The 26,789-nt window shown below is 42.2% G+C and carries 24 protein-coding genes and 1 riboswitch; of the genes, 14 read left to right on the plus strand and 10 right to left on the minus strand.

Features of this window, described 5'->3' with window-relative positions; genetic code table 11:
• Positions 1-34 precede the first annotated feature (34 nt).
• Positions 35-706 (minus strand): glutathione S-transferase family protein, encoded by a 672-nt coding sequence (locus ACJAZP_RS00670; protein WP_415228800.1) that lies wholly within the window; start codon positions 704-706, stop codon positions 35-37.
• Between the two features lie 350 nt (positions 707-1,056).
• Positions 1,057-1,156, plus strand: a riboswitch (TPP riboswitch).
• A 73-nt stretch (positions 1,157-1,229) separates the two neighbouring features.
• Here ACJAZP_RS00670 and thiD point away from each other — a divergent pair.
• Genes thiD through thiE form a run of 6 tightly spaced genes read left to right on the plus strand, consistent with a single transcriptional unit; the run spans position 1,230 to position 6,118 of the window.
• Positions 1,230-2,081 (plus strand): bifunctional hydroxymethylpyrimidine kinase/phosphomethylpyrimidine kinase, encoded by an 852-nt coding sequence (gene thiD / locus ACJAZP_RS00675; RefSeq protein WP_415228801.1) that lies wholly within the window; start codon positions 1,230-1,232, stop codon positions 2,079-2,081.
• Positions 2,071-2,853 carry an ABC transporter ATP-binding protein gene (locus ACJAZP_RS00680; protein WP_415228802.1) on the plus strand — a complete coding sequence of 261 codons (783 nt, stop codon included), beginning with the start codon at positions 2,071-2,073 and terminating at the stop codon, positions 2,851-2,853. The genes thiD and ACJAZP_RS00680 overlap by 11 nt, the downstream gene beginning before the upstream one ends.
• The gene (locus ACJAZP_RS00685; protein WP_415228803.1) at positions 2,846-3,643 is read left to right on the plus strand and encodes an ABC transporter permease; all 798 of its coding nucleotides are present in this window, start codon (positions 2,846-2,848) and stop codon (positions 3,641-3,643) included. The genes ACJAZP_RS00680 and ACJAZP_RS00685 overlap by 8 nt, the downstream gene beginning before the upstream one ends.
• Before the next feature lie 22 nt (positions 3,644-3,665).
• On the plus strand, positions 3,666-4,616 hold the full coding sequence (locus ACJAZP_RS00690; protein ID WP_415228804.1) for an ABC transporter substrate-binding protein: 951 nt from the start codon (positions 3,666-3,668) through the stop codon (positions 4,614-4,616).
• A gap of 19 nt (positions 4,617-4,635) precedes the next feature.
• A complete protein-coding gene (gene thiM, locus ACJAZP_RS00695; RefSeq protein WP_415228805.1) occupies positions 4,636-5,421 on the plus strand; it encodes a hydroxyethylthiazole kinase in 786 nt (261 codons plus the stop codon).
• Between the two features lie 31 nt (positions 5,422-5,452).
• Complete coding sequence (gene thiE, locus ACJAZP_RS00700) at positions 5,453-6,118, plus strand: thiamine phosphate synthase (RefSeq protein ID WP_415228806.1); 666 nt, start codon at positions 5,453-5,455, stop codon at positions 6,116-6,118.
• 5 nt (positions 6,119-6,123) lie between these two features.
• Here thiE and ACJAZP_RS00705 read toward each other — a convergent pair whose 3' ends face one another.
• Positions 6,124-7,755, minus strand: a complete 1,632-nt coding sequence (locus ACJAZP_RS00705; protein WP_415228807.1) for a diguanylate cyclase domain-containing protein — start codon at positions 7,753-7,755, stop codon at positions 6,124-6,126.
• Positions 7,756-8,235: 480 nt separating this feature from the next.
• Between ACJAZP_RS00705 and ACJAZP_RS00710 the strand changes: the two genes are divergently transcribed.
• Positions 8,236-8,616, plus strand: coding sequence for a VOC family protein (locus ACJAZP_RS00710; RefSeq protein ID WP_415228808.1), 381 nt, complete (start codon positions 8,236-8,238; stop codon positions 8,614-8,616).
• A gap of 156 nt (positions 8,617-8,772) precedes the next feature.
• Here ACJAZP_RS00710 and ACJAZP_RS00715 read toward each other — a convergent pair whose 3' ends face one another.
• Entirely contained in the window at positions 8,773-9,963 is a 1,191-nt protein-coding gene (locus ACJAZP_RS00715) for an MFS transporter (RefSeq protein ID WP_415228809.1), read from the minus strand.
• Between the two features lie 160 nt (positions 9,964-10,123).
• On the opposite strand from ACJAZP_RS00715, the gene ACJAZP_RS00720 reads away from it, so the two are divergent.
• The 4 genes from ACJAZP_RS00720 to ACJAZP_RS00735 all read left to right on the plus strand — a co-directional run bounded on the left by ACJAZP_RS00720 (position 10,124) and on the right by ACJAZP_RS00735 (position 14,822).
• Positions 10,124-11,005 carry a LysR family transcriptional regulator gene (locus tag ACJAZP_RS00720; protein ID WP_415228810.1) on the plus strand — a complete coding sequence of 294 codons (882 nt, stop codon included), beginning with the start codon at positions 10,124-10,126 and terminating at the stop codon, positions 11,003-11,005.
• Between the two features lie 405 nt (positions 11,006-11,410).
• Complete coding sequence (locus ACJAZP_RS00725; protein ID WP_415228811.1) at positions 11,411-12,409, plus strand: PAS domain S-box protein; 999 nt, start codon at positions 11,411-11,413, stop codon at positions 12,407-12,409.
• Positions 12,355-14,103 (plus strand): putative bifunctional diguanylate cyclase/phosphodiesterase, encoded by a 1,749-nt coding sequence (locus ACJAZP_RS00730; RefSeq protein WP_415228812.1) that lies wholly within the window; start codon positions 12,355-12,357, stop codon positions 14,101-14,103. The genes ACJAZP_RS00725 and ACJAZP_RS00730 overlap by 55 nt, the downstream gene beginning before the upstream one ends.
• 71 nt (positions 14,104-14,174) lie before the next feature.
• Complete coding sequence (locus ACJAZP_RS00735) at positions 14,175-14,822, plus strand: YceH family protein (protein WP_415228813.1); 648 nt, start codon at positions 14,175-14,177, stop codon at positions 14,820-14,822.
• Positions 14,823-15,170: 348 nt separating this feature from the next.
• Here ACJAZP_RS00735 and ACJAZP_RS00740 read toward each other — a convergent pair whose 3' ends face one another.
• The gene (locus ACJAZP_RS00740) at positions 15,171-15,365 is read right to left on the minus strand and encodes a hypothetical protein (RefSeq protein WP_415228814.1); all 195 of its coding nucleotides are present in this window, start codon (positions 15,363-15,365) and stop codon (positions 15,171-15,173) included.
• 566 nt (positions 15,366-15,931) lie between these two features.
• Positions 15,932-17,233, minus strand: coding sequence for a DEAD/DEAH box helicase (locus ACJAZP_RS00745; protein ID WP_415229015.1), 1,302 nt, complete (start codon positions 17,231-17,233; stop codon positions 15,932-15,934).
• A 370-nt stretch (positions 17,234-17,603) separates the two neighbouring features.
• On the opposite strand from ACJAZP_RS00745, the gene ACJAZP_RS00750 reads away from it, so the two are divergent.
• Together ACJAZP_RS00750 and ACJAZP_RS00755 are read left to right on the plus strand one after the other, a co-directional pair.
• Positions 17,604-18,494, plus strand: a complete 891-nt coding sequence (locus tag ACJAZP_RS00750) for a pseudouridine synthase (RefSeq protein ID WP_415228815.1) — start codon at positions 17,604-17,606, stop codon at positions 18,492-18,494.
• Between the two features lie 341 nt (positions 18,495-18,835).
• Positions 18,836-19,921: a sodium:calcium antiporter gene (locus tag ACJAZP_RS00755; protein ID WP_415228816.1), complete on the plus strand. Its 1,086-nt coding sequence runs from the start codon at positions 18,836-18,838 to the stop codon at positions 19,919-19,921.
• 254 nt (positions 19,922-20,175) lie between these two features.
• Here ACJAZP_RS00755 and ACJAZP_RS00760 read toward each other — a convergent pair whose 3' ends face one another.
• From ACJAZP_RS00760 to ACJAZP_RS00775, 4 genes are all read right to left on the minus strand, one after another.
• On the minus strand, positions 20,176-20,415 hold the full coding sequence (locus tag ACJAZP_RS00760; RefSeq protein WP_415228817.1) for a hypothetical protein: 240 nt from the start codon (positions 20,413-20,415) through the stop codon (positions 20,176-20,178).
• Between the two features lie 565 nt (positions 20,416-20,980).
• Positions 20,981-21,601, minus strand: a complete 621-nt coding sequence (locus ACJAZP_RS00765; protein WP_415228818.1) for a glutathione S-transferase family protein — start codon at positions 21,599-21,601, stop codon at positions 20,981-20,983.
• Between the two features lie 23 nt (positions 21,602-21,624).
• Positions 21,625-22,656: an NADP-dependent oxidoreductase gene (locus tag ACJAZP_RS00770; protein ID WP_415228819.1), complete on the minus strand. Its 1,032-nt coding sequence runs from the start codon at positions 22,654-22,656 to the stop codon at positions 21,625-21,627.
• A 151-nt stretch (positions 22,657-22,807) separates the two neighbouring features.
• Entirely contained in the window at positions 22,808-23,404 is a 597-nt protein-coding gene (locus ACJAZP_RS00775; RefSeq protein WP_415228820.1) for a TetR/AcrR family transcriptional regulator, read from the minus strand.
• A 379-nt stretch (positions 23,405-23,783) separates the two neighbouring features.
• On the opposite strand from ACJAZP_RS00775, the gene ACJAZP_RS00780 reads away from it, so the two are divergent.
• A complete protein-coding gene (locus ACJAZP_RS00780; protein WP_415228821.1) occupies positions 23,784-24,557 on the plus strand; it encodes a sulfite exporter TauE/SafE family protein in 774 nt (257 codons plus the stop codon).
• A 391-nt stretch (positions 24,558-24,948) separates the two neighbouring features.
• Here ACJAZP_RS00780 and ACJAZP_RS00785 read toward each other — a convergent pair whose 3' ends face one another.
• Positions 24,949-26,064, minus strand: coding sequence for an ice-binding family protein (locus ACJAZP_RS00785; protein ID WP_415228822.1), 1,116 nt, complete (start codon positions 26,062-26,064; stop codon positions 24,949-24,951).
• Positions 26,065-26,789 lie beyond the last annotated feature (725 nt).

Raw genomic sequence — 26,789 nt, forward strand, 5'->3', positions numbered from 1 at the left:
GAACGAGTAAAAGCTATTACTGTCTCGAATCCCCTCAGGCTTTAGGAGCCTGCTGTGCTTTTACGTAGGCCATAAAATCAGGCAGATTTGCCACGCGATCGGCTTCTACCTTTTGTGCAATAGCGGATTCACTCATTGCGGCTGTCCAAGCTTTCATGCCCGGTATCTCGGCGAGAATGTCGCGGTTGAGCTGACTGGGGCAAAAGGTATTTACTATGGTATTGACGTAATAAACATAGATATCAGCCAGGGTCATTTGATCGCCCGCAATCCACGGTGAAAACTTGCACAGGCGCTGCATGGCGCCAACTCCGCGGGTTAACACTTTGCTCACTTCAGTCTGAATATCTTCGGGTGCTGTCTTACCAGAAAATGCGTAGGGAATAAGTCGTCGGCTGGGCAGCTCTAAATAAAGCTCGGCTATTTTCATGATTTGCCGTATAGCCGCGCGTTCACCGGCATCAGCAGGGTAGAGCGGCTTTGCGGGATAAGACTCTTCGATAAAATCACAAATGACGCTAGATTCAGATAAATACCGGCCATCGGCGGTTGTTATTGCCGGAATTTTCCCCACCGGGCTTATTGCCTTCCACTCGTCGCCTCCGCTGTAAGTCAGATGCTCCTGAAAGGGTAGCTCTTTGTATAGCAGTAAATGTTTGACCAGATTGTAATAGTTACTGGCTGCAAATCCGTGCAAAGTAATCATATCTCTGTTTCCTGTTTTGAGGGGTAACTCTTTGTAAGTAACTCTTTGTAAGTAGCTCTTTGTAAGTAACACTGCAAAGGGTAACGCACCGCCAGAACTTGTTCTAGCGCTTTTTTGCCTGCCGGTAAGTTTGATCGACTGATTTTGCTATTGGCTGATCAATATAGACAAATGCTGGTAGCGAGATGTATTGCCACGCGGAGTATGGGAACGAGTAATAGATCGAAGCAATATCTCAGCCAAACTAATTAGTTATTACCGTGATGCGATGACCGTCCGTATCAGTAAAAATGCAGTTTTTATGCACAAGGGAATCCTTGCTCTTTCAACAAAACTTGTTACTATTGGCGCAAATATAGTCGGGGGGCCGAAAGGCTGAGAGCGCATAGTGCGAAACCCGTTGAACCTGATTCAGTTAATACTGCCGTAGGGAACTATCTGCCTTTTTTTGATTATCTTCTGCTACACCTATCTTAAATAGTTGGCTTGATATAGTTCCAGTACGTCAGTTCTAGGAGCGTTTATGTCAAACCTTACTGCAACTTCTACTGCTCAAAATTCATCAACGCCGATTGTGCTGACTATCGCCGGATCCGACAGCGGTGGTGGAGCAGGTATTCAAGCTGATATTAAAGCCATTTCAGCAACGGGAAGTTATGCCTGTTCGGTGATCACGGCGATTACCGCTCAAAACACCCTTGGGGTGTCTGCTATTTTTCCTATCCCCCTTGAACATATAGAAAAACAGCTTGATGCGGTTTTTAGCGATCTTAATGTGGCTGCCGTCAAGGTCGGAATGCTCGCTGACAGTGACATCATTAAACTTGTGGCGGCAAAAATAAAACACTATCGTCCTGCATTTTTAGTGGTTGATCCGGTGATGATCGCGACCAGCGGAGACTTGTTGCTGCAGGCGTCGGCGATCGCTACGCTCAAATCTGAACTGCTTCCTCTTGCTGACCTGGTCACGCCTAACTTACCCGAAGCTGCGGCATTGATTTATTCCGAGGTGCCAAGCGATGCTCCGGGTATGGAGAAGATGGTCGACAAACTTCGTCAACTTAAACTCAATGCGGTATTGCTGAAAGGGGGACATTTACTGGACGATCAAAACAGCAACGATCTGCTTATCTTTTCGAATCATCTTGAACAGTTAAACGCCCCCCGTATCAATACACTCAATACCCATGGCACCGGCTGCACACTCTCTTCGGCAATCGCCTCCTATCTGGCGCAGGGTAATGATCTGTTATGCGCCGTCCAGCTGGGTAAAGAGTATATCTCGCAAGCCATTGCCCATGCCGATCAATTAGATGTCGGGCAGGGTCACGGGCCGGTCAACCATTTCTTTAGCGGACATGAAAATGTCCGTTAGTCTGCGGACTTCATCGGTTAAAAGTCCTGCTCTGCGAATAGATATCTCCGCCGGTTACCTGCGTTATCTCGACTGCCAAGCGCCAACATTACGGGGCATTAATGTGAGCTTCCCCGCAGGGCAGTGGAGCTGTATTTTAGGCCGTAGTGGTTGCGGAAAAACCTCATTGCTGCGTTATCTGGCGGGTTTGCTTGATCAGCAAGTGAGCTGGTCCGGCGAGCTGAAAATTACCCCTGCGCAATTTGATCTTAAAAATAATATTGCTTATATGGCGCAGCAGGATTTGTTGATGCCATGGCTGTCGGTATTAGACAACGTCACCCTGAGCGCAAAATTTGGTAACAGTATTACGGCTGTTGAAAAACAAGCTGCGCTGGCATTGCTTGATAAGGTCGGACTTGCAGGGAGTGCAAACAGCTTGCCGCAAACACTGTCGGGCGGAATGCGTCAACGTGTCGCGCTGGCCAGAACATTAATGCAGGATAAATCTGTGATTCTAATGGATGAACCCTTTTCTGCATTGGATGCGGTAACACGTTACCGCTTGCAGGATCTGGCCTGGGAATTGCTCAGAGATAAAACCGTGATTTTGATTACCCACGATCCGCAGGAGGCCATTCGCCTGGCGGATAAAATCTACATTATGCAGGGCAAACCCAGTTCAGCCGAGTCACTTGAGGTGCCTAACTCTTTAACACCACGTCAATTTGACGCCGAATGTGCGCAGCTTCAGCAGTCTATCATGGCATGTCTGGAGCAGGATGATGCCTGATATTAGCGTTATTGACAGGATATCTGATCAGAAAGCCCCTCAAAAAAACGCTCTCAAGCCGCTTCTGCGCATTATCATAAGCTGCATGGTTATTGTTGGTTTATGGCAGACCGTGGTGGTTTTTTTTGGAATGCCTGCGTATATTTTACCCGCTCCTGTAGATGTATTTGTAAAACTGCTGCAGCGCTATGACATTCTCCTTAAACACACCTTGGTCACGGCGCAGGAGATTATTCTCGGGCTGTTTCTGGGACTTTTTATGGGTCTGTTTTTTGCCCTGCAGATGTTGTTATTTAAGCCGATTAAACATTGGCTTCTACCTATTTTGATTGCCAGTCAGGCGATTCCGGTGTTTGCGCTTGCGCCGCTACTGATGCTTTGGCTGGGTTATGGCATCGCCTCGAAAATAGTGATGGCGGCGTTAATCATCTTCTTTCCGGTGACTACTTGTTGCTTTGATGGGCTGCGCAATACCCCCTCGGGTTATCTTGATCTTGCGCAAACCATGGGGGCCACAAAATGGCAGATGCTGCGCCATATTCAGTTTCCGGCCTCTTTGCCGACACTGGCGTCCGGTATTCGTGTTGCGGTGGTGATTGCCCCTATTGGCGCCGTGGCGGGAGAGTGGGTTGGCTCAAGCCAGGGTTTGGGTTATCTGATGCTACAGGCTAATGCGCGAATGATGATCGATGAGATGTTTGCCGCACTGTTTATCTTATCGCTGCTGTCGGTCTTACTTTATTTTGCAGTCGATAAATTGTTAAAAAAATGCATCCCCTGGGAAGCTTAATCACTAATAAAAAGGAAAGAGAATGAAAACAAAAATAATCTTGAACACTGCTGTCTTAATGGCATTAATGCTAGCGCTGCCGGCGCAGGCCGAGATGAAGAAATTAACCTTGATGCTGGACTGGTTTGTTAACCCCAATCACGGACCCGTGGTGATTGCTCAGCAGCGTGGTTATTTTAAGGCACAGGGCCTTGAGGTTAAGATTCAAGAGCCAGCCGATCCGAGCATGCCGCCTAAATTGGTTGCGGCAGGTAAAGTAGATCTGGCTATTTCTTATCAGCCTAATTTAATCATGGATGTGGCTGCAGGGCTGCCGCTGATCCGCTCCGCCACCCTGATTGCTACGCCGCTTAATACTCTGACCGTGTTAGACAATAATAAAATTAATAAAATCGCAGATCTTAAAGGTAAAAAGATTGGTATTTCCATCGCGGGTAATGAAGAGGCGACCATCGGCACGATGTTGAAATCCCAGGGTGTTAACTATGAAGATGTTGAGATTATCAATATAGGCTGGGCACTGTCTGCCTCGCTTGCCTCTGAAAAAGTCGATGCAACCTGGGGAGGATTCCGCAATTTTGAAACAAACCAGTTAGCACTGGAGGGCATTAAGGCAAAATCTTTCTTTCCCGAAGAGCACGGTGTACCACCCTACGATGAACTGGTGTTTGTAGCCAATGCCAACAGCTATGATAAAGCGGCCATTCAGGCCTTTAATAAAGCGCTGGAGCAGGCGACAATTTATATAGTCAATCACCCTCAGGAATCCTGGAAAGAGTTTGCAGCCTATGCGCCGGACACTCTGAATAATGAGCTTAATAAACTGGCTTGGAATGCGACATTGACCCGCTTTGCATTGCGTCCTTCTGCGGTTGATTTAAAGCGTTATGACGATTATGCCAATTTTATGTATAGCCAAAAAATCATCAGCACGCTACCTAAAGCGCAGGATTATATTCCTAGTTTTCAATAATAAATAAAAAGGGAGCAGTATGAGCATAAAAACGATTGTTGCCGCGTTACATGCGCTGCGCGAACAGAAACCGCTGGTGGTCAGTATCAGTAATTATGTGGCGATGAATAATACCGCTAATGCCTTGCTTGCCGTGGGTGCGTCGCCGATTATGGCGCATTCCCGCAAAGAGATGGCTGAACTGCTGTCTTTTTCCGGTGCCCTAGTGGTCAATATCGGCACTCTGGACAGTATCTGGATTGAGCGGATGTTGTTTGCCGTTGAGCAGGCGAATATCCATAACAAACCTATTGTACTTGATCCTGTCGGATGTGGTGCAAGCAGCCTGCGAACGGTAATATCACGGCAAATCGCGCAAGCTGCCAACAAGCTGATTATCAGAGGAAACGCTTCGGAAATCATTGCCTTAGCCGGAGAAAAAGGAAAAAGCAAAGGCGTCGATGCGCTTGACAGCAGTGAGGCCGCGCTTGGCGCTGCACGGTATTTGCGTGAAACTTACCAATCCGCTGTGGTTATTTCCGGTGCGACGGATTTTATTGTTACATCGATCGGGCAAACGCAGCTTGATAACGGCCATGCCATGATGCCTTATGTGACGGCAATGGGCTGTACTCTGAGCGCCTTAACCGGCGCTTTTGCAGCGGTTGGGGAAGAAACCGGATTAGCGGCGGCGGCAGTATTAGGAGTAGCGGGTGAAATCGCAGCTATGCAGTCAAAAGGGCCCGGCAGTCTGCAGCTTAATCTTTTAGATGCTTTGTATTTGTTGGATGAGGCAACCCTGATTGAGCGTTTGAAATTATCCTAGCCAGAATAAAAAACAGTTGGAGGGCAACGCCTTGAAAAATCCTATTTTGGAAAACCGAGTATCGGAAAATAAACACAATCCCTATCGTTTATATTTAGTCACCGATGACCAGCAAAATATCGAAACCTTAAAAAGGGTGGTTGCAGAAGCCGTTGCCGGCGGCGTGACCATGGTGCAAGTTCGCGAAAAGCAGGGTGATGTGCGCGTTTTTATAGAAAGGGTGTTAGCGGTGAAGGCTATTTTACAGGGCACCGGAGTGCCGTTGATCGTCAACGACAGGGTAGATGTTGCACTGGCCGTTAATGCCGATGGGGTGCATCTAGGGCAATCGGATATGCCGGTAGAAATTGCCCGCCTGTTAATAGGTGAAGATAAATTGCTTGGCCTGTCTATTGAGAATCAGCAGCAGCTTACTGAAGCTGCATCTTTACCCGTCGATTATTTGGGCTTGAGTGCTATTTTTGCTACGCCAACAAAAACCAATATCAAGAAACAATGGGGTATTGAGGGGCTTACCGATGCCGTCGCGCAAAGCGCTTTGCCGATAGTTGCTATAGGCGGTATCAATGCTGAAAATCTTGATGCGGTGATGGCAAGCCATGTGGCGGGCGTGGCATTGGTCTCGGCTATTTGTCATGCACCGTCGCCAAGACAAGCGGCAATGAATTTGCGCTGTCAGATGGAAAAACTGCTTTAAGGCTGTTAGTTGTCGGCTATCAGGCTCGAAGCTCGAAAGCTGGCTCGAGTGGAGTCATCATCTTGGCTGTAAATCGACAACCCTTTGTTATTGCTGGCCGCAAGATTTAATTTTTTTAGATGTTTTGACTGATACATCAAATTATCCGCTTCCGAGATAAGCTCATCGGGCGAAACATCTTTTTCCGGTGCGTAACTAGTAATACCATAGCTAAACTCAATCGAAAATGGCTTGTGTTTGACAATCTCGATCTCTTTTAGACTATTTTCTACTTTGGCAACCAGGAGGTTGGCATCTGCGCTTGTGCAATTATGTAGTATCAGCAGGAATTCATCCCCGCCAAGTCTAACCGCTGCATCGCTGCCGCGAATGTTGTCACTTAGCGCGCGCGAGACGGTGCAAATCAACCAGTCACCTTCCCCATGCCCATATTGATCGTTGGCCTTTTTCAAACCATCGACATCAATATAGCAAATTGACAGTTGACCACCGTTGCGTTGTAGCAGCTTCATTGCTTTTTCAAGAAACAGCAACCCCGTGCGACGGTTCAACAAGCCGGTCATTTCGTCGAAGGAGGCATAGTGTTCGAGCTTCTCTTGTGCTTTTTTGAGTTCGCTAATGTCAGTGATGCCGATAACAAAGACCTTTTTCCTTTCAAAAGTAATAACGCGAACCGAGACAAGTGTCTCAACGACAGATCCCTGTGTACTGAGAATAACTATCTCATACTCGTTGAAGCTCTCGCCTTTTTTAAGTTTGTTGATAAACAGATTATTGCTTTCATAGTTGTCACCCAAATAGGTCTGCAGTGTTGTTGTACAAATCGTGTCTAAGGGTTCTCCGATTAAATCTTGTGCTTTTTTATTGGCGTGTAGAACCGCAAAGTCAGCGGGATCTACCAGCAATATTGAGATTGGGCTGGCGGCAAAAAGATGTTGAAAATTTTTCTCGCGCTCAATAAGTCCCTGCATGTTCCGCTGCAGGCTCTTGGTAGCAGGAGAGAAAATAAAAAGCGCTTCGAGCAACAAGACAATGAGCGTAGTGATCATTAAAGAGATTTCAAGCCATTTGGCCGATCTGATCTTATCGTTAGCTTCCCGGTCATACTGAAATACAATCTCATTCATCCCTCTCAGGAAATCAGATTCATGCTGCGCTATAGAATGCGCATCCAGCCTAACAGCCGTCTTGTCAGATGCGGAACTGATTAATACTGCGGCATTGAGGATTGTTTGATAGTGGAATTGAATGTTATCAAATAAAGCGACAATTTTTTTGCTGTTATTGCCCGGTAACTGTAAATCCTTATTTCCGTGGATTAAGCCAAGGTGAGAATATTCCCATAAATTGGCCGCATCTTTAAGCTCTGCGCGATAATGCGATGCGAGATCTTCAGATTCTGCGGTTGAAATATAATAACTCAACTTGGTTATTTTCTGGCTCAACATGCGTTGTCTACCGGCAATATTAACAAGGTGCGAATCATATATCTGAGCTGTTAATAAAAATTGTATTACAATTTGGGATCCGATGATCAGCAGTGCAATGAGCGAGAGTGCAATAATATAGCGCTGACGTAACTTAGAGACGGTGATTGTTGCGGTATCGTGGCCTTGATATGGAACCTTGGATGGCATAATTATTTTCCTGCGATGTGTTTATTGATAAATCCAATATTTTCCACAAAGACGTGACTAGGGGCTGCTTGAAATTAGGGTCTTAATTAAGCAAAGCTGAATAAAATTAATTCTGCTTATTGTGCTCACGTCTCTGTTATCTATTTTACCTAATCTGAAAATATTGTGTGATAAGAAAACACTAACTACTTTGATATATATCAAATGCTTGCGCTACATTTTGGCTTAGTGGTTATTGTTGTGGACTGAACCTTTAAAAGCAATAACGCGACTCCTTTGTTGAGATCTTGCGTGCATTTTTGTCGTTATTTTTGAAGGCTTTTTAGAAGTTAGTGACAGCATCTTTTAGTATTGGTTGTTTACTGTGCAGAACTGTGTTTTTATCCTGCTGAAAACGCTTTTAGCGTTGAGCAAAATGATAACTGTAACCAACTCAGTTTGATCTTTGTAATTTTTTATTTCGAATAAAAGGAAGTGAGAATGTTTAGTCATGTCATGCTTGGAAGCAATAATATAGAAGAGTCAAAACTGTTTTATGACGCGGTATTGGCGACACTCGGACACAGTGAAGGTGTTTTAGATGCGACAGGACGCTGTTTTTATATGACCGATGCGGGGGTTTTTGCGTTAACACTGCCGATCAATGGAGAAGCTGCAAGCTACGGTAACGGTATGACTATCGGATTTAAAGCCGGCAATTCGCAAGCGGTTGAAGCATTTCATGCGGCAGGAATAGCGAACGGTGGGAGCGCATGCGAACAACCACCTGGGCTTCGCGAAACGGGAACCAGAAAACTTTATTTAGGTTATCTGCGTGATCCATCGGGCAATAAAATTTGTGCTACCCACTTTGTTGCTTAATCCGTATTTTTGCATTTTTAGATGCTGAGATAGTTCTGTTGCATGTATCATGTCACGGTAACAGGCAATCATATTGCGTTACGAATTAAAGACCTAATCCTCGATTTTTACCCTTAATAAAGGCGATATCTTTTAGGATATCGCCTTTATGTTTGATTAAGCAGCTTGCTTGTTAAGTGCTTGATATTCAGCTTTCTTGTCTAGTGCGCCGCTAAAGCGCGTTAATAGCAGCGCAAATAACACCACCATCGCGCCAATCCAAGGGGTATTCATCAATCCTGCTTGTTCGACGATTAAACCGCCTCCCCAGGCACCCAGTGCAATACCGACGTTAAAGGCGGCAATGTTAAGACCAGAGGCAACATCAACCGCATCCGGTGTGTGTTTTTCAGCCAGTTTTACGACGTAAACCTGCAAGCCAGGGACATTACCGAAGGCAAATGCGCCCCAAACTAAAATAGTGGCTACCGCTGCAATGGGGTTAACCGCGGTAAAGTTAAATACCAGCAGCACCGCGGCAAGCCCTGTAAAAATAATGCTTAGCGCTTTAATTGGCCCCATTTTATCCGCCATTTTTCCGCCCCAGATATTACCTACAGCAACCGATACCCCATAAACCAGCATAATCAGACCGATAGCACTTGAATCAAAACCAGAAATTTGTTCGAGAATAGGTGCTAGGTAGGTAAAGGCAATAAAGGATCCGCCGTAACCAATCGCTGTGATTGCGTAAACCAAGAGTAAACGCGGCTCTGAAAGTACTTTCAATTGTGTTGAAATCTTAGTCGCTGCTGCCTGCTTTAAGTTATTGGGTACTAACAGCGCGCTGCCTATAAACGCAATTAAACCGAGTAGCGCAACTGCTAAAAAGGTTGCCTGCCAACCGAACGTTTGGCCAATATAGGTCCCCAGCGGAACGCCCGTCACCAAGGCTACGGTTAAACCCGTAAACATGATGGCAATGGCACTCGCCGCTTTCTCTTTTGAAACTAAACCTGTCGCAATAGTGGTGCCTATTGAAAAGAACACCCCATGCGCCAAACCCGTTAGGATGCGTGCGGCAATCAGCGTTTCATATCCGGGAGCCTGCCACGCCAGTAAGTTGCCCGCGACAAAAAGTGCCATTACACAAAGCAATACATGCTTGCGGTTCCAGCTTCCGGTCAGCGCGGTTAAAACAGGTGCTCCAATGGCAACACCCACTGCATAGAGGCTGACTAACAGCCCGGCGGAAGGCAGTGACACACTTAAATCCTGTGCCATGGTGGGGATTAATCCGACAATGACAAATTCGGTGGTTCCGATGGCAAAGGCGCTGAGCGTCAATGCAAGTAATGCTAAAGGCATCTTTTTTCTCTCTTTTTCTGTTTCTATATTGGAACACAATCTGTGTTTTCGTTTGATGGGCGCATTATTATTGATTTTTAAGTCACGAAAAACCGTGTTATTAACAAATTACTTTTGTTAATATTGCAACAATAGACCTTGAGATTGAATGGATAATGTTATGTTGACGCGTTCCGATGATTTACAAATCCTGCTTAGTGTGATCGATAGCGGTGGGTTTTCTGCTGCTGCTGATAACTTGGACATTCAGGTCGCCAGAGTATCCCGCGCGGTGAGTAAAGTTGAAAAACAGCTGGGTGTGACCATTTTAAACCGCACCACAAGACGGATTGAGCTTACCGATGAAGGGAGGCAGTTTGTGGAGTCTGTTCGAGTGGGGCTGTTGCATATTCATCAGGCCGAAGAGCAGCTTATTTCCCGTGGCGAATTACCCGCGGGCAGGTTGCGCGTTGATGCGGCAAGCCCTTTTGTATTTCACCAGCTTGTTCCACTGATTCAGTCTTTTAAAAAAGCCTTCCCTGATATTCAACTGGAGCTCACTTCTAATGAAGGTTTTGTGGATCTGTTGGAGAAAAGAACCGATCTGGCGATTCGCATCGGTAAATTAAACGATTCCACTTTACACGCCCGCCCGTTGGGGAAAAGTCTGCTGCATATGGTGGCATCCCATGAGTATCTGGCTAAAAGGGGAGTGCCCAAAAAAGTGAGCGATTTATCGGGCCATGACCTGATTGGTTTTACGGGTTCAAAAGTATTAAACCGCTGGCCATTAGCCGGGATTGATTATATTGAGCCGAATTTGACCGCCAGCAGCGGTGAAACCGTGCGTCAACTGACACTAGCAGGAAATGGCATTGCCTGCTTATCCGGCTTTATGGTTAATAAGGATATTGCAGCAGGCAGACTTGTTGCTGTTTTAGAGCAAGGAAAACTCACCAATACGGATCGTGAACAGATCAATGCTGTTTTTTATAAGTCTTCATCCGTTGCCAGACGGATCTCGGCATTTATTGATTTTATTCATCCCAAGTTGTCTTTGTAAAGCCGCTAACGGGCTGCTGGAATTGTGGAATAGCCACCTAATGATTTGTAAAAAAATCTACATCATGGGGCGATTGGCAATGCGTTTTAAAGGCAACTACACTGGAAGACAGGTCACAGGTTTAGCCTGCAACGGCTTACAATAATTTATTATATACTGGAAAATTCAGCTGGTTCCGCTATAGGCACTGATGCTCTTTTAGTTAAATATGTCAGCCAAACCAGCGCAACGTTTGAAAGTGGCTTTTTATATGAAAAACAAAAGTATGTATCCTCAAAAGGGCATAGAGTATACATAACGGGTGAGGTTATCGTGACCCTGTTTCAATTTAGTGGTTAGCTGAGCAATGTAATATTTAAAGTGCTGCTGTTATCAACGTAGCATTTATATTTAAGGGGGGTGTTTTTGTCTCATTCTATTAGAAATATACTGTATCTTGGGGATAATATTACCCTTATTGATACATTACTTAACACATTTTTTGTGAATAAAAAAACAGATAACTATCATATTGTTCATTTATCGAATAGCGATCAACTCGATCTGACTTTATCGGGAAATAGTTTTAGTCACTTGATATCAGAACTCCCCCTTACGACAGATGTAAAAGATAAAATTAAAGCTGATTTTCCCCTATTGAATACAACCTACCTGAATGCAACTGAACAGAGCAGAGATGCTGGTATAGAAAATGTTTTTACTGATGAGGTTAAAGCCGTTTTAGAGTCTCTTAGTATTCCCATCTATTTTAAAAATAAACAAGCACAATATTTAGCCTGTAATCACCATTTTTCCGAGCTGTTCGGTCTCACTCCCGCACAAGTTATCGGGAAAACATTTACTGATCTATCTGACTCTCCTTTAAAGGATGAGATCGACAAAGTAGATCAGCAAATGTTTATTGATCATCAAGTTGGCTTGCATGAATATAAATGGACTAATAAAGCGGGTGAAAAACATGATCTTCTCTTTTATAAAGAGTTTACCGCTAATGTAAAAATACAAAGCGGACTTATTTTTGACATCACAGAACTCAATAAATCAAAGTTTCTATTAGAAAAACAGCGAAGAATGCTGCGCGCGACGGAAGATATTTCTCCGGATATGATCTCTCATATAGACTTAAAAAGTCGCATATTGAGCTGTAATAAACCCTTTGAAAAATTTGTGGGTTATCTGGAAAAGGAGGTTTTGGGTAAAACAGTGTATGATTTTTCCCCATTGGAACAAGCGGTAGCGTCTATTAAACAAGATCAAAGGGTTATAAAAAATAATAAAATTAATGAACAGGAAGTCGTTTCCACCGATTACGACGGTGAACGTCATTTACTCAATATAAAAAAATACCCGTGCAGGACAAACATGGCGATGTGCAAGGGGTTATTTCTGTTGGCCAGAATATGACCGAGCAGCGAAAAACTCAGAAGCGCTTTGAGATTGCGGATGCTGTATTTGAAAATAGTAAAGAGAGTCTGATCGTTACCGACGGGGACGGCAGAATAATGTCAGTGAATGACCACGCTTGTGTTGTTTTTGGCTATCGTAACGATCAATTACTGGCTCAGGAAATCAATTTATTAGCTTCTCCTACCCATGATCACAACTATTATAAAAGTATTGAGCAGATTTTAGACGCAGACGGTTCCTGGCAGGGCGATATCACCTATCGCACTAAACGTGGTGATATTTGTCACGCCTGGTTAGAGGCCTATGAGGTCCAGCATACGCGGGAAAATAGGGTTGAACGAGTCTATTCTTATACCGATTTAACGCACTTTCAGGTAACAGATAAAAAAATCAGCTTCTTATCAAAACAGGATCCGTTAACAGGATTAGATAATCGAATTTCCCTGTTTAGCCGATTGGAAGATAGATTAACACGTGCTAATTATCAGCAAAGTGCAGTAGCGGTTATGTTAGTTGATATTGATGATTTTAAGGCGATTAATGATAAGCATGGTCATAATGGCGGTAATCAGGTTTTAAAGGAGGTTGCTAAGCGTCTAAAAAACTGTCTGTCCGGAAAAGAGACTCTGGGGCGTTTTGTTAAGGATCAATTTATTATTATCATTGATGAATTGGTCAGTGAATTAGATGCTGCTAAGCTCGCGCGTAAAATAGCAGAGCAGTTTAGGCGCGCATTTGTTATCGAAAACGTCCACAAAAATCTTACCGCAAGTATTGGTATCAGTCTTTCCCCCGATGATGGGATTGAGGTTGGTCTGCTGTTTTTGAATGCTGAAAGAGCGATGCAGCGTGGTAAACACGACAAAAGTACAGTATACAATTTTTATACCCCCGGCTTGACGCTCGGTTTGAATAAAGAGTTTGAACTAGAAAAAGAGTTAAAACAGGCATTATTGTCAGGGCAGTTAGATTTGTATTACCAGCCGGAATACGACCTTAATAAACGGCAAATAGTTGCGATCCAAGCCTTACTGCGTTGGCATCACCCCAAGCGTGGAATATTACTGCCCGAGCGCTTTTTGAGCGTGGCGGAAGGCAGCCATTTGCTAGTGCCCATTGGCTGGGAAATGATCCGTAAAGCCTGCCTACAGGCGGTTGCCTGGGAAAAAGCGCAGATTAAATTTGGCCGGATTGCAATTGCTTTGTTCAAAATACAACTATCACAAATTAGTTTCATTGCGGAGCTGCAAACTATTTTAAAAGAAACGGGCTGTTCAACCAGGCAGCTTAATTTTATCGTTGATAAGGAAATTCTTGGCGACGCCTCAACAGATATTCTGTCGAACCTGAATAATGCTAATAAGATGGGGATTACATTGACCGTTAGGGATTTTGGCATGGCCGCTGATGTTATCGATTTAATTAATCGTCTGGGCGTTGCCAATTTGAAAATATCAGACTCGCAGATTGAAAATGGTTTAGAATCTTTAGCGAATAACGCACAATTAAAATCCGCTAACGTTTTTGCGAGCAGTTTGGGGCTTAATATCCTCAGTGATGCTATCGACAATGCCGAGCATAAAGCATTTTCAAGCTCTCATCGATTTGACTCCGGACAAGAGCATTTTCTTCATAAAAAAGTGATGAGTGTTTCTGAAGCGACCTTTTATCTGCGTTGCAACAATCACTGATCAGCCTTAACGGGTATATTTATCTGTAAACACCTTGACTGACTAAACAAAATAATACACAGGAAACGAGTATGAATACCGTATTTTCAAATATTGAAGCCCGCATTATTGGCTGCTTAATGGAAAAAGAGCAAACCACCCCTGATCTTTATCCCCTTAGTTTAAATAGCTTAACAAATGCATGTAATCAGAAAAGTAACCGTGATCCGGTAATGTCAGTTTCGGAAGCTGAGGTATTAGATGCAGTGGATGCTTTAATTGAAAAACGTTTAATAAACGATGAAAGTGGTTCTCATAGCCGTGTCGCTAAGTACCGTCACCGTTTTTGTAACACCGAATTTGGTAGTCTTCAATTTACTAAGCAAGAAAAGGGCGTTGTTTGTTGCATGCTGCTGAGGGGAGCGCAAACTCCGGGAGAGTTAAGAACAAGATCCAATAGACTATGCCAGTTTATTGATGTAAGAGAGGTTGAGGCTGTTCTGGATAAATTGGCTGAACAATCACTGGTGGTGAAATTACCCCGTGAAGCCGGCAAACGCGAAAGCCGCTATATGCATCAATTTAGTGGTGAAGTTGATCCGTCTGAGGTTAGTCTTGCAATGCCGCCGGTATTCGGAATAGTGCAGTGCGAGCAGCACATTGAACAATTAGAAAAAGAGTTGTCTGCACTGAAGAATGAAGTGTCTGAATTAAGGCGTCTTATTGAGCAGAATTTATAAAATCAATGACAGTTAGTTGGGCTGAAAAAATACGCTTTATTACGGAACACCGACTTAAAGCGTAGATTCAGAATGCATTGACAATATAAAAAACGCAAGCGCTAAGGGGAAATGGATGAAAAACAGCGGTTAATACTGCCGTATTTCAGTCCGTTTTTTCCGTACCCTCAGAAACCTGTAAGGTTATGCTGCTCGCTATTTATTTAAAAAAATATTATAACGCTTTCCGTGAACACCTTTTCTGAATGGGATCGGGTTGCAATTAAAGGGGCTTTGACTGGATTTAATCAATTCCGCTCTATAGCTTGACAATAGCCCTCTGCTCATGGAACGTTTGTTGCTAAGACATTACTTTGCTTGTCGACGTTTATCAATAACCTGTTGAGCGTGTGTTACTACACTTTCCATAGCAAGCTCTGTTGCTAGGTATCTGATACGGTACAAAGACATTAGTGGTAAATCTTCAACAGGCTGGTCAAGTAAGGCTTTAAGCTGGTTTCGTTCGCTGTTCGGGTTGATATCCTGATTGTTTAAATCTGACATTTATAGTTAGTTCCTTATGTTGTTAAAATAGTTACCCCAAAAGAGGGCTTGGGTATAACCGGTGTTGTGTATAAATTCGTTTTAGATACTACCTGAGGTTAAACATAAAAAGCGGGGTATACGCTAAATTTTATTATTATTTCCTCACGGATTGTCTGTACTGCCATAGATGTTTTTAAGCAGACATAAATTCCATGTGTATGTGATCTTTTGTAATAGGTGATCACTTTTTCAATTAATTTTACCTTACCACTACAAATAATCATAGCGTGTGATTGTGCTATATCTTGATTCGGCGAATATCATGCATGCTCAGAGCATGTTTTTCTGATAAAAAATTCAAATATTTACGTCAGTTATGGTTATTCGGCACAAATCATTAGTCATACCCTTTGCTTTTACACTTAGCTTTTGCTTAAAACATCTGATTTTTATTGATCACAATCAGATATTTTGACAGCATCTTAACTTAGTTTGTGCCCATGGCAAGTTACAAATTACAAAATCATGGTCATTTTCACTTGATCACTTACCGGGTTATTAAACAGGGTTAAATTTTATTAAGGTTAATCTTTTCTTAACCAGATATCTGCATTCACCTGCTCTTTATTTTTGCGTTTTTTCTTACCACTGCCTTCAGGCTTTGCGGTCGGCTTATCTGCGCCTGAAAATACATCTTTTATAAATTCAACGGTTTCAAAACCCGCTACTTGCTCTCGTTCAAGGCGCAGTTTGTTCTTCTTTTCAATGACGTTAAAATGGTGAAAATCTTCATGATCAATAATCGACAAGGCTAAACCCACTTCACCGGCACGGCCACTTCGGCCAATACGGTGCATGTAGTCCGATGGACTTCTTGGTAAGTCAAAATTGATTACCACGGGCAGTTTTTCGATATCCAGACCACGTGCTGCAATATCGGTTGCAATTAACACATCAATCTCGCCTGCTTTAAATGCCTCAAGGACACGGCTACGCGCACCCTGACCTTTGTCGCCATGAAATACTTCTGCGCTAATGCCTCGTTTAGAAAGTTTTTCAGCTAAGTGATTACAGCTGTTTTTTGCATTGACGAAAATCAGCGCTTGTTGCCATTGATGCTGCTTGATTAAATGTGCTAACAAGGCCGTTTTTTGCCCTTTGTTAACCGTAAAAACGCGCTGCACTAAGGTGCTGGCGTCGCTGCTTTGCAATTGTATTTCAACTGGATTGTTGAGCAATTCGCGGGTTAACGCCTGAACTTGTTCAGGAAAGGTCGCTGAAAAAAGTAGGATTTGTTTTTGCTTTGGCAATAATTCAAGCAGAGCAGATAACTCGTCAGTAAAACCCAGGCTTAACATACGATCGGCTTCATCGAGCACTAAGGTTTTAACCCGGTCGAGCTTAATGGCATTACTTGAAATTAAATCCAGTAATCGACCTGGCGTTGCCACCAAAATATCAGTGCCACCGCGTAATGCCAGCATTTGCGTATTTGCAGATACGCCACCAAAAACAGCCTGGGTTTTAATCGCGCCGTTAAAATGCACAGCATAGGATTTAATACTGTCAGCAACTTGCTTGGCAAGTTCTCGAGTAGGCACCAAGATCAGTGCGGTAACATAATTACCTTCACTACTTTTACGACTCAATGTTTTATTAATAGGTAATTGCTGTCCCAGTTGTTGTAAAAGTGGCAGTGCAAAGGCGGCAGTTTTACCGGAACCTGTATTTGCCCCTGCAATTAAGTCTCGTCCTGCTAATACGCTTGGAATAGCTTGTGCTTGGATAGGCGTTGGTTGCTGATATTCCAGCTCAGTTAACCGCGTTAACAGGGGGGAAATAAGGCCAAGTTCTGTAAAGTTGGCTGGTGCTGTGACAGTAGTCATTAATATAAAGTGCTCAAAGCGAAGATAATAGTCCACTATTTTAGCCTATTTATGCCCTGTTAAGTTAGTAAATAGTACAAACCCTTGTTAATGTCATTAAATCTCCGTAGCGATCGAGTTTGACGAGTCAAAAATAAAGCGCTATTAGATCTCGTTTATTATATTTCTAACTTTGCCAAAACGTTGATGAAATTCTGAATATTCACGTATCTTGTTGATTTTTGCAAAAAAGAGGGCGGTGACAAACAACTATCATTTATTGTCTATTCCACTTTTTTTAAAATCCATTAAAAGGATAATAAAACTTAAGCGGATAACTTACAGCCTGTCGTTATTAGCTTATGTTATAGTCCCAAGTTTGGTTCACTAAATGATAATATCCGAGCACCCCTCAAAGCTGAGTTTACCGCAGACTAACCCCGGCGTCGCCACCGTGCTGGAATACCTGATCATTAAATTCCCCTATATCGATGCTCAGATTTGGCGGCAACGGATCAATGATGGCAAGGTACACTGCCACGACGGCGCTCTGATAACTGCGCAATCACTTTTTATACCCCAGCAACGGATTTATTATTACAGGGAAGTCGAAAGTGAGCCCTGCATCCCCTATAAAGAAACAATCCTCTTTCAGGATGAGCATATTTTAGTCGCCTATAAACCCCACTTTCTGCCAGTAACCCCCGGCGGTATCTATGTTAATGAATGCCTGCAAAACCACTTACGAAGCACAACTGGTATTGATGCCTTACAAGCGGTGCACCGTTTAGATAGAGTGACAGCCGGTTTGGTGATGTTCTCGGTTAACCCGGAGACCCGTCATCGTTACCATTATTTATTTGAAACACGAAAAATACACAAAACCTACCAGGCAATTGCGAAAATCCGTGAAGGTGAAAACCTGATAGGTCTGGAGTGGCAAGTGAAAAATCGTATCGTACCATCCGAACCTCGATTTCGCATGCAGGTATCTGCGGGCGAGACCAATAGCCACTCTGTGATCCGCTGCCTGCAACAATCGACAACCAAGGCATTATTTGAATTAAACCCCGTGACAGGTAAAACGCATCAATTACGTGTTCACATGCAGGCACTGGGCTGGCCCATACTGAATGACAAATACTATCCGCAATTACAACCACTGTCTGCGGATAACTATTCAATACCATTACAGTTACTGGCAAAAGAGCTTGAATTTATTGATCCCGTGACGCAGCAACCAAGGTCCTTTTGTTACGACGGTAACTTATCACTGAAATGAGGTAAAACAAGCAACGGCGAATAAAAGGGAAATTCTCGAAGTAAGCGAGATATTCCCCGCTTATTGGCATTAATAGTGCTTTATTAACTCCTCCTGCTTTATGTTTTTATTTGACTGACCGACAAAATATAATTAGATTATCCTTTTTAATACAACAAGTAATAATTAAATTTGGTTTAAATATTACTCATTGTTTAGTTCATGAACTAAGCTCTTTGAAATAACTCAAGTTTGATTGAACAAGGTTATAATTTAATGGGCGAGAGCGATGACTAATTTACTAAAGTTGCAAATCCTTTTTCATGTTATTTAAACGCACTGAATATAATTAGAGAGATAAAATGAACACAATACAAAACCTATGGCCATTTTTATTAATTATTTTTTCATGTTATTTATTAAAATACGCATGTGATACTTTTGAGCAAGCCGCTTCTTATTTAGGGAGGAACTTCCCGCCGGGCGTGAAGGGAGCAACTGTTAATGCCATCGGTTCAAGTATGCCGGAAATGTGCGTAGTGATTGCAACTTTGTTCTGGTTTGGCGACCCGTCATTGGTGATGGTTGCATTAGGTGTGACAGCCGGCTCTGCTATATTCAACGGCTGTGTTATACCGGCGCTTTCTATTATTATGGCAAAAGATGAGAATGGCGTAAGGGTTCAATCAATTCAATTAACCAAACGAACCTTAATAAGAGACGTATTTTGGGTGCTAACGGCAGAAATTGCATTGATCATCTTTCTTGGTTTTAATCATTTTACGCTGTGGATGGCTGTCGTCTTAAACGTCATCTATTTCTTTTACGCCGTTCATCTATATATTGATGCAAAACGTCATCAGCAAGGTGAAGACATATATGAGTATGAAGAAATTGATGATCGCGGGGCGTTTCTAAATTTAATTACCTTTAACTTCAATACATTATTTTTCTCAAATAGACCCTTTACGCTGCTGCCGGCGCTGGTTGTTTTAAGTTTAGCGATTGCGGTTATTTCCGGCTCTTCCTATCTATTAGTTGAAGGTGTGTTGGGCAGTGCATCGGTGCTCGGTGTACCTGAGTTTTTTGCAGGATTAATATTTGGATCTGCAGCATCTTCTGTTCCGGATTTGATGTTGTCGGTAAAAGATGCGCAAAAAGGAGAATATGAAGATGCGGTGGCTAATCCGCTGGCATCAAATACTTTTGATACTACGGTTGCCTTTGCATTACCTTTGCTGGCTTGGTTTTTAATCAATGGTGTTGATTCATTACCCTTGGTTCAAGATCAAAGTTTGACCTTATTACGCTGGTCTATTGTCGGTATTACAGGAGCAGTCGCAGCAAGTTTACTTTTTAACTATAAAAAAGTAACTCGAAATGTTGCATACTTTCTGTTAGCCATGTTCTTTTTTTGGGCTGGTATTATGTATGTATTGATCGGCTAAGTTAATCAAATCAATCTGAGTGTTGGAGCTCCAATACTCAGATGTTTTAAAGGAGCATCTCATTCCTAAGTGCAATAAATAAACGGCTGTGCCAGTTAAAAACTATTGGGTATCTATTATTTGATGCGAATGTTTCAGACTTAACTAACAAGAATATGAACTGATACTAGAAAGGATGTTAATTCAACGCTGAAATATTGTATGCTAGTTGCAGTTAATAGCGACAGGGTTACCTTTAATTACGTCGCTATTTATTAGCTGTCGAGATAATATTCTACTAACTCTAAAATAGTGGAATCGGCTGATTGTAAGGCGTTAAACACCAACCAAAGATGAGGATCTTGCTCATACCAACGCAGACGAGTAGAGTCAAAACGAAAATTTGAAGCCTTTTCAAAAGTAAGAAGACTTGGTTGGTTTTTTTCCACCAAATCTATTATTCCGTTTAAAATAGGCTCTCTAATTTTTTGATCCATTTCTTTAAACTTATCCAATCGCTTTCCTAAACGAGGTCTTTTATCATACCATCTGCTCATTGGTTCCTACTTATATCCATATGAATCATATAAAAATCATTTAACAGTCAAAAAAAGACTATACCAGCATGCAATATAAAACAAGTTTTATATTCTATGAGTCGTTACTGAACATTTTACTATGGCCTAATACCTTGCTCTGTAAGGGGATAGATTCAATAGACCTAAAAATTCAAGGTGCCGAAAATTTTTGAACGGAGCTGTAGATAAAATTGTGGAATATTTATTAGCGTGAAAAAAGTTTTGAGTGTTTACACTTTTATTGTTAAAAATAATGGCGCGTAATATACGCATTATGTGAGGTTTTTACGCGGGCAGTTAAAGACGTTTGATGGTGCACATTAAATTGTTGTATTAAAGGAGGTGGTCAAAACAGCGAGTTAACGCTGTCAATAATTTACTTTATTAAGGCGCAGAAGAGCACAAATAACCGGCCAAAATCCCCCATTACTCTAAATGTTTAAACTGCCCATGTAAAAACATGAGCAGCTTCATTTTTGGGAAAAACAGTTTACTTAATGAATTATGCCTGTGCTTTTAATTCAATATGATCTGCTTGAATAAAGGCAGGGTGTGTGGCTAATTGATCGGCATAAGCTGCAATATTTTTATACTTTTCAAATTCGCCATTATTTTTCACTATTTCAACAATAAATGACATCATTATATCCGCACCGCTGAGCTGGTCTGCGACCAAATAACGCTTACCTTTTAAGGAATCATCAAAAAAGCGAATCACTTTTTCGGTCTCCAGATCCGCATAATCTGCCAGGAAATTAGTTTCGCAGCCGTCTTTTGCGACAAACATTTTTAACAGTAAAGGTAAAATCGCAGAGCTTTCCGCAAAGTGGATCCATTGAGAATACTCAACATACTCTTTGCTTCCACGCTTCGGAGCAAACTGTCCATCAGCGTATTTATCAATCAGGTATTCTGTTATCGCACCCGACTCAGACACTATTAGACCATCATCTTCAATAACCGGCGACTTACCTAACGGATGAACTGATTTAAGCTCCACCGGCGCAAGGAAGGTCAGACTGTCACGTTGATACGGAATTACCTCGTACTTTATCTTAAGTTCTTCCAGCAACCAGATGATACGTTTGGAACGAGATTTATTTAAGTGATGTAATTTAATCATTAATATTTCCCTTTAATTTATTGTTATAGCGGGTTGTTTACTTTAACAACCAACTTACCAAAGTTCTTACCTTCAAGCAGTCCTATAAAGGCTTCAGGCGTATTATCTAAACCTTCTATTAGTTGCTCTTTATATTTCATTTTGCCTTCTTCAAGCCAGGTTGTCATATCGGCAGCAAATTCGTCATAACGATCTGCATAATCATCAAAGATGATAAAACCCTGCATTTTAATGCGTTTCACCAAAATTGTACCCATCAGCATAGACAGACGATCCGGACCGTCAGGTAATGACGTTGCATTGTATTGAGAAACTAAACCACAAACAGGTACTCGAGCGCCTACATTGAGCAGCGGCAGAACCGCGTCAAATACTTTTCCGCCTACATTTTCATAGTAGACATCAATGCCTTTATCACATGCGGCAGTTAATTGCTCTGCAAAGTCTTCTGCTTTATGGTCAATACATTCATCAAATCCCAGCTCTTCTTTAGCATAACGGCATTTTTCTTCACCACCTGCAATGCCAACAACCCGGCAGCCTTTAAGTTTACCAATCTGGCCAACGGTTGCGCCAACAGGACCGGTTGCCGCTGCAACCACAATAGTGTTGCCTGATTTAGGTTTGCCAATATCTAACAATCCCATATAAGCCGTAAATCCGGGCATTCCCATAATACCAAGCGCATAGGAGGGGGCCGTCGGATTGGTACCAAGTTTCAGCAGTCCTTCACCATCAGATAGGGCATAGCTTTGCCAACCCGTGTAGGCTAATACCCACTCACCGACTTGGTAATCATCGTTATGTGACTCTTCTACCTGGCAGACCGTGCCGCCAACCATAACGTCATCAACTGCGACCGGATTGGCGTAAGATTTCGCATCACTCATTCGTCCTCTCATATAAGGGTCCAGTGAAAGATAGACAGTGCGAAGCAGAACTTCACCTTTTGCGGGAATCGGTTTCGCTGTATTTTCAAGACGAAAGTTGTTTTGTGCCGGTGCACCGACAGGGCGTGAAGCTAAGACGATACGTTGATTAGATTGAGCAGTCATAAATGTTCCTTAATAAGTGTTATCGTTTTTATCTAACGAAGTTGTAATAAGTTGTGACAGCTAATATTTAGCCTTATCAATTAGACCGGTCGTCTATTAGCAAGGGGTAATAAAAACCCGTAATAAATAAGTACGGATTTATGTTACTTTCTTAAAATATTAACTTACCTTGTAAAATCTGTTCCGTTTGCTGCAGCGTACGCTGTAAGCCAGAAACGTTTTTACTGAGTTTGTATAAAATGGATCCTCCTAACCAAATTTGATATAAAATTTCGGCGGTTTCCTGGGCGTTTTTAACTTTTATAGAGCCTTCCTGTATGCCACTTTCAATGCACTGAGCAATGGTCGAAACGATATCATTAGCCCCTTTATTTAAGGCTAAACGCATCGGCTCTGAAAGATCGGATACTTCAGATCCGAGCTTGACGATCAAACATCTTTGCGCGCCACAGATACCCTGATTAAACTCAATCCAGTGCCGTAAATAGGTTAAAAGCCGTTCGTTGGCAGGTAACTGTTTATTACTAAGCAGCACATTTAACCATTCCATGTACTTTTCAAAGTAATCTGTAATAAGTGTTTCACCAAACTGTTCCTTCGATTTAAAATAATGATAGAAGGAGCCTTTAGGAACCTGCGCATGCTTTAACAGCATTGATAAACCAACACTTGTAAACCCTTTTGCCACGATTAACTCATAACCTATGTCTAAAATATGCTGGCGTGTTTCGTTTGTTTGTATTTTCATGGCTATTACGATAGCTTAAAATAGACCGGTCGTCTAGTGGTGGTTGGAAATAAATATAATTTAATAGATTTAAGCCTTTATTTGATCAAAAATTCATAAAACTAGATTTTAGTCTTTGCAATTTATGTGCTTCATAATATCTTATGATTCTCCGTTTTACGGGTAGATGAGGCCTTTCAAAATGCTTCCCCACTAGTAATTACCATGATTTTTTTTGCATTTTTGTTTCCTTGTTCTTCCATTTTTCTTGCCAGAAATAGTTGCTTTTTAATATGGAATATTTGCATGGTTAAATATATATGATATCTGTATCTACTTGAGTTGATGACGATGTGCTATCGTCTTGATCCTTTGAGTCTTGGTAGGTCTTTTATCTGTTATGTTATTTGAATTAGTATTTCTGTTCCTGGCTGGTTTTTTTGGTGGGGTGCTTAACTCCATTGCCGGAGGAGGCAGCTTTATCACTTTCCCTGCGCTTATCTTTGTGGGGATTCCGCCTATTACAGCGAATGCCACCAACACCTTTGCCTCATGCGCGGGTTATATGAGTGGTACTTATGCGTTGCGTAAAGAGATAGCCCTGCATAAGGGAGAACTGCTGCGGATCACTGTGATCAGTTTGATCGGCGGTATTCTGGGCGCATGGTTACTGTTACAAACACCCGAAACAGTTTTTAAAGAAGCTATTCCCTGGTTAATGCTGTTTGCAACGCTATTATTTATATTTGGCGGGAAAATCAATACAGGCCTCAAAAAACTGGCATCCCGCCACCGCCATGCATCGTCAATTGGCGCGTTTTTACTGTTAATCATATTGCTGGGTGTGGCGACCTACGGTGGTTTTTTTAATGCAGGTTTAGGCATTATTACCTTGAGTTACTTAGCTTTGGCAGGGTACTCCAATATCAATGCCATGAATGGCTTGAAGTTATTAGTCTCTTCGACTGTCTCACTGATTGCCATTACGTTATTTATTTATAATGATGTGATTGCCTGGCATGAGGGCACTATTGTGTTGTTTGGAACGCTGGCGGGGGGCTATGGTGCGGCGCAACTATCACGGCGGTTACCACAAAAGCAGGTAAGAAACTTTGTCATTGCGGCAAGCATTGTCACCACACTGTACTTTTTTATTGATACTTATATCAATTAGTACATGCCAACTCGACATTGTCATCTTCGAGGTGTTTTAATCGAAGATCTCGACGAGATAAGGTTTATTCGAATGAAAACTATTTTTATATTTTTGAGATTTCAGCTAAAACACTGTTGGAATGATCTAATCAAGTGTTTTTCTTTACGACGTGCTCAGGGTAATTGTCTTAACTGGCTATTCATTTTGATTGATGCAGTCTAACATCGGCTATCTAACAGCAATACGGCATGCTAGTTAATCTTAAGTTGATCGTCAGACGGAATTACCTTCCCATTCTTATGTAAAATAATGAACCCGCATTTGAAAAAGGGAGCTTAAATAGGGGAGGGCTCAATGATAGAATGCTCATGGACCAAGCGGTGAAACGCCAGGCCCAGCAAGTAAATAACTATTTACGTTTTAATTTAGGAGCTAACAACAGTAAAACGAAACTGAACATCATTAAACCTGTTGCTGGCTCGGGCACTGAGAATGAGCTGTTTGAAACGATTCCATCAGTAATATCAATATTACTGGCAAAGCCATCAATTGATCCTGCCCACGTTTCTGTGGCGATGCAATTCGTAGAGGTAACAGAGCCTATTCCAATGGCAGCCGTAGCATATATGTTACCGCAACTAATACTTGATCCGGCACCGCCGGATACAGCTCCTCCGGTAAAAACAGTGCCAATGAAAGAGGTCTGGGCACCCAATGACAGAGCATCTCCGATATTCCAAATGACGCTAGCCCCTACACCTGCGTTGGTTATTTCGAATATATTGTTGGCACCAACTGTCATTGCTTCACTAAGATTAAAAATCCAAACTGGGTTTTCTTCATCCAGTCCATCAAGCGTAATGGTTGAACCTGCAGCTACGGTCAGGGCTGAACCTTCATATACTCCGGGAGTAAAGGTATAATCTGCTAATGTCGTCGCCAGAGAATAATCACTGTCGAGGTTAAATAAGGAACTCTGCGCATCAGTTATTTGTTGCATCGCGTTGTCGATGTTTAAGTTTTGCGCATATGAACTGATCTCAGGAGCAGTATTAGCAAAAGGTGTACTACTATTTGCGCCATTTCCTGTGATGGCGGCCGCCGCATATATGTCTCCCACCGTTGCACCTGCACCCAAACCGATTGCTGCACCAGAATAGATGTCTGTCGCGCTAGCTCGCGCACCTAATACAACCGCGGCGCCAGCATAAATATTTTCAGTGCTAGCATTCGCTCCTATACCGGCTGCGTTGCCGGCATATATGTTTGTCGCAGTCGCCCCTGCACCTAAATTAGCGGCGGCGCCTGCATATATATTTGCTGTATCAGTATTGGCACCGATAGCAACGGCAGCTCTTGCCGCGAGATCACTACTTACGACGGAGTCTGCTGCTATATTTAGGGCTGCACCTGATAATGCAGAATAACTTGATAAATAAGGACTAAGCAATAAGCCAGCCACCGCAGTTGTCGAATTAAATAATAATGTACTGGATAAAAAAATAGTTGACCATTTGTGGTTCATTGAGTTGCTCTAATTGAAATATAAATGATATTGATGTTTTTAGATTACCGCTTTTACCAAATATCGACTTACATACAATTAACGGTCTTGTTAAAAGTGCAAAAATCAACCTTTTTCTCGGTGTTATCTACATGATTTCTTTGAAAATTTATTCTACGAAGCTTTGATGTTAACAGTATAATTATTACTCACCTAATATTTCTTTTCTAATTATTTTTAGCTGAATGCTGTATTCATAAAATAAATCATCTATTCGATACTGAATTTGACCGTATGAATTTATCTCGCTCGAATTTCAGATACAAAAAAGCCCGCGTAAACGCAGGCTTAAAACAAATTTTAACTAATTAAACTTATTTAGAGATAAGAGCAACTAGGTCAAGAACTTTGTTTCTTGGGTTAAAGGACCCGATTTGGTTATCGTATCAAGATGCTGAACTTGACTGTACGAATTTATCTCGCTCGAATTTCAGATACAAAAAAGCCCGCGTAAACGCAGGCTTAAAACAAATTTTAACTAATTAAACTTATTTAGAGATAAGAGCAACTAGGTCAAGAACTTTGTTTCTTGAGTTAAAGTACCCGATTTCGATATTAACAAATTTTGGGTACAAAAAAGCCCGTACAGAAGTACAGGCTTAAAGTATTAACTTAATAGCTTCTTATTTAGAGATAAGAGCAACTAGGTCAAGAACTTTGTTTCTTGAGTTAAAGTACCCGATTTC

The organism is Psychromonas sp. (assembly GCF_047632955.1).
Lineage (GTDB): Bacteria > Pseudomonadota > Gammaproteobacteria > Enterobacterales > Psychromonadaceae > Psychromonas.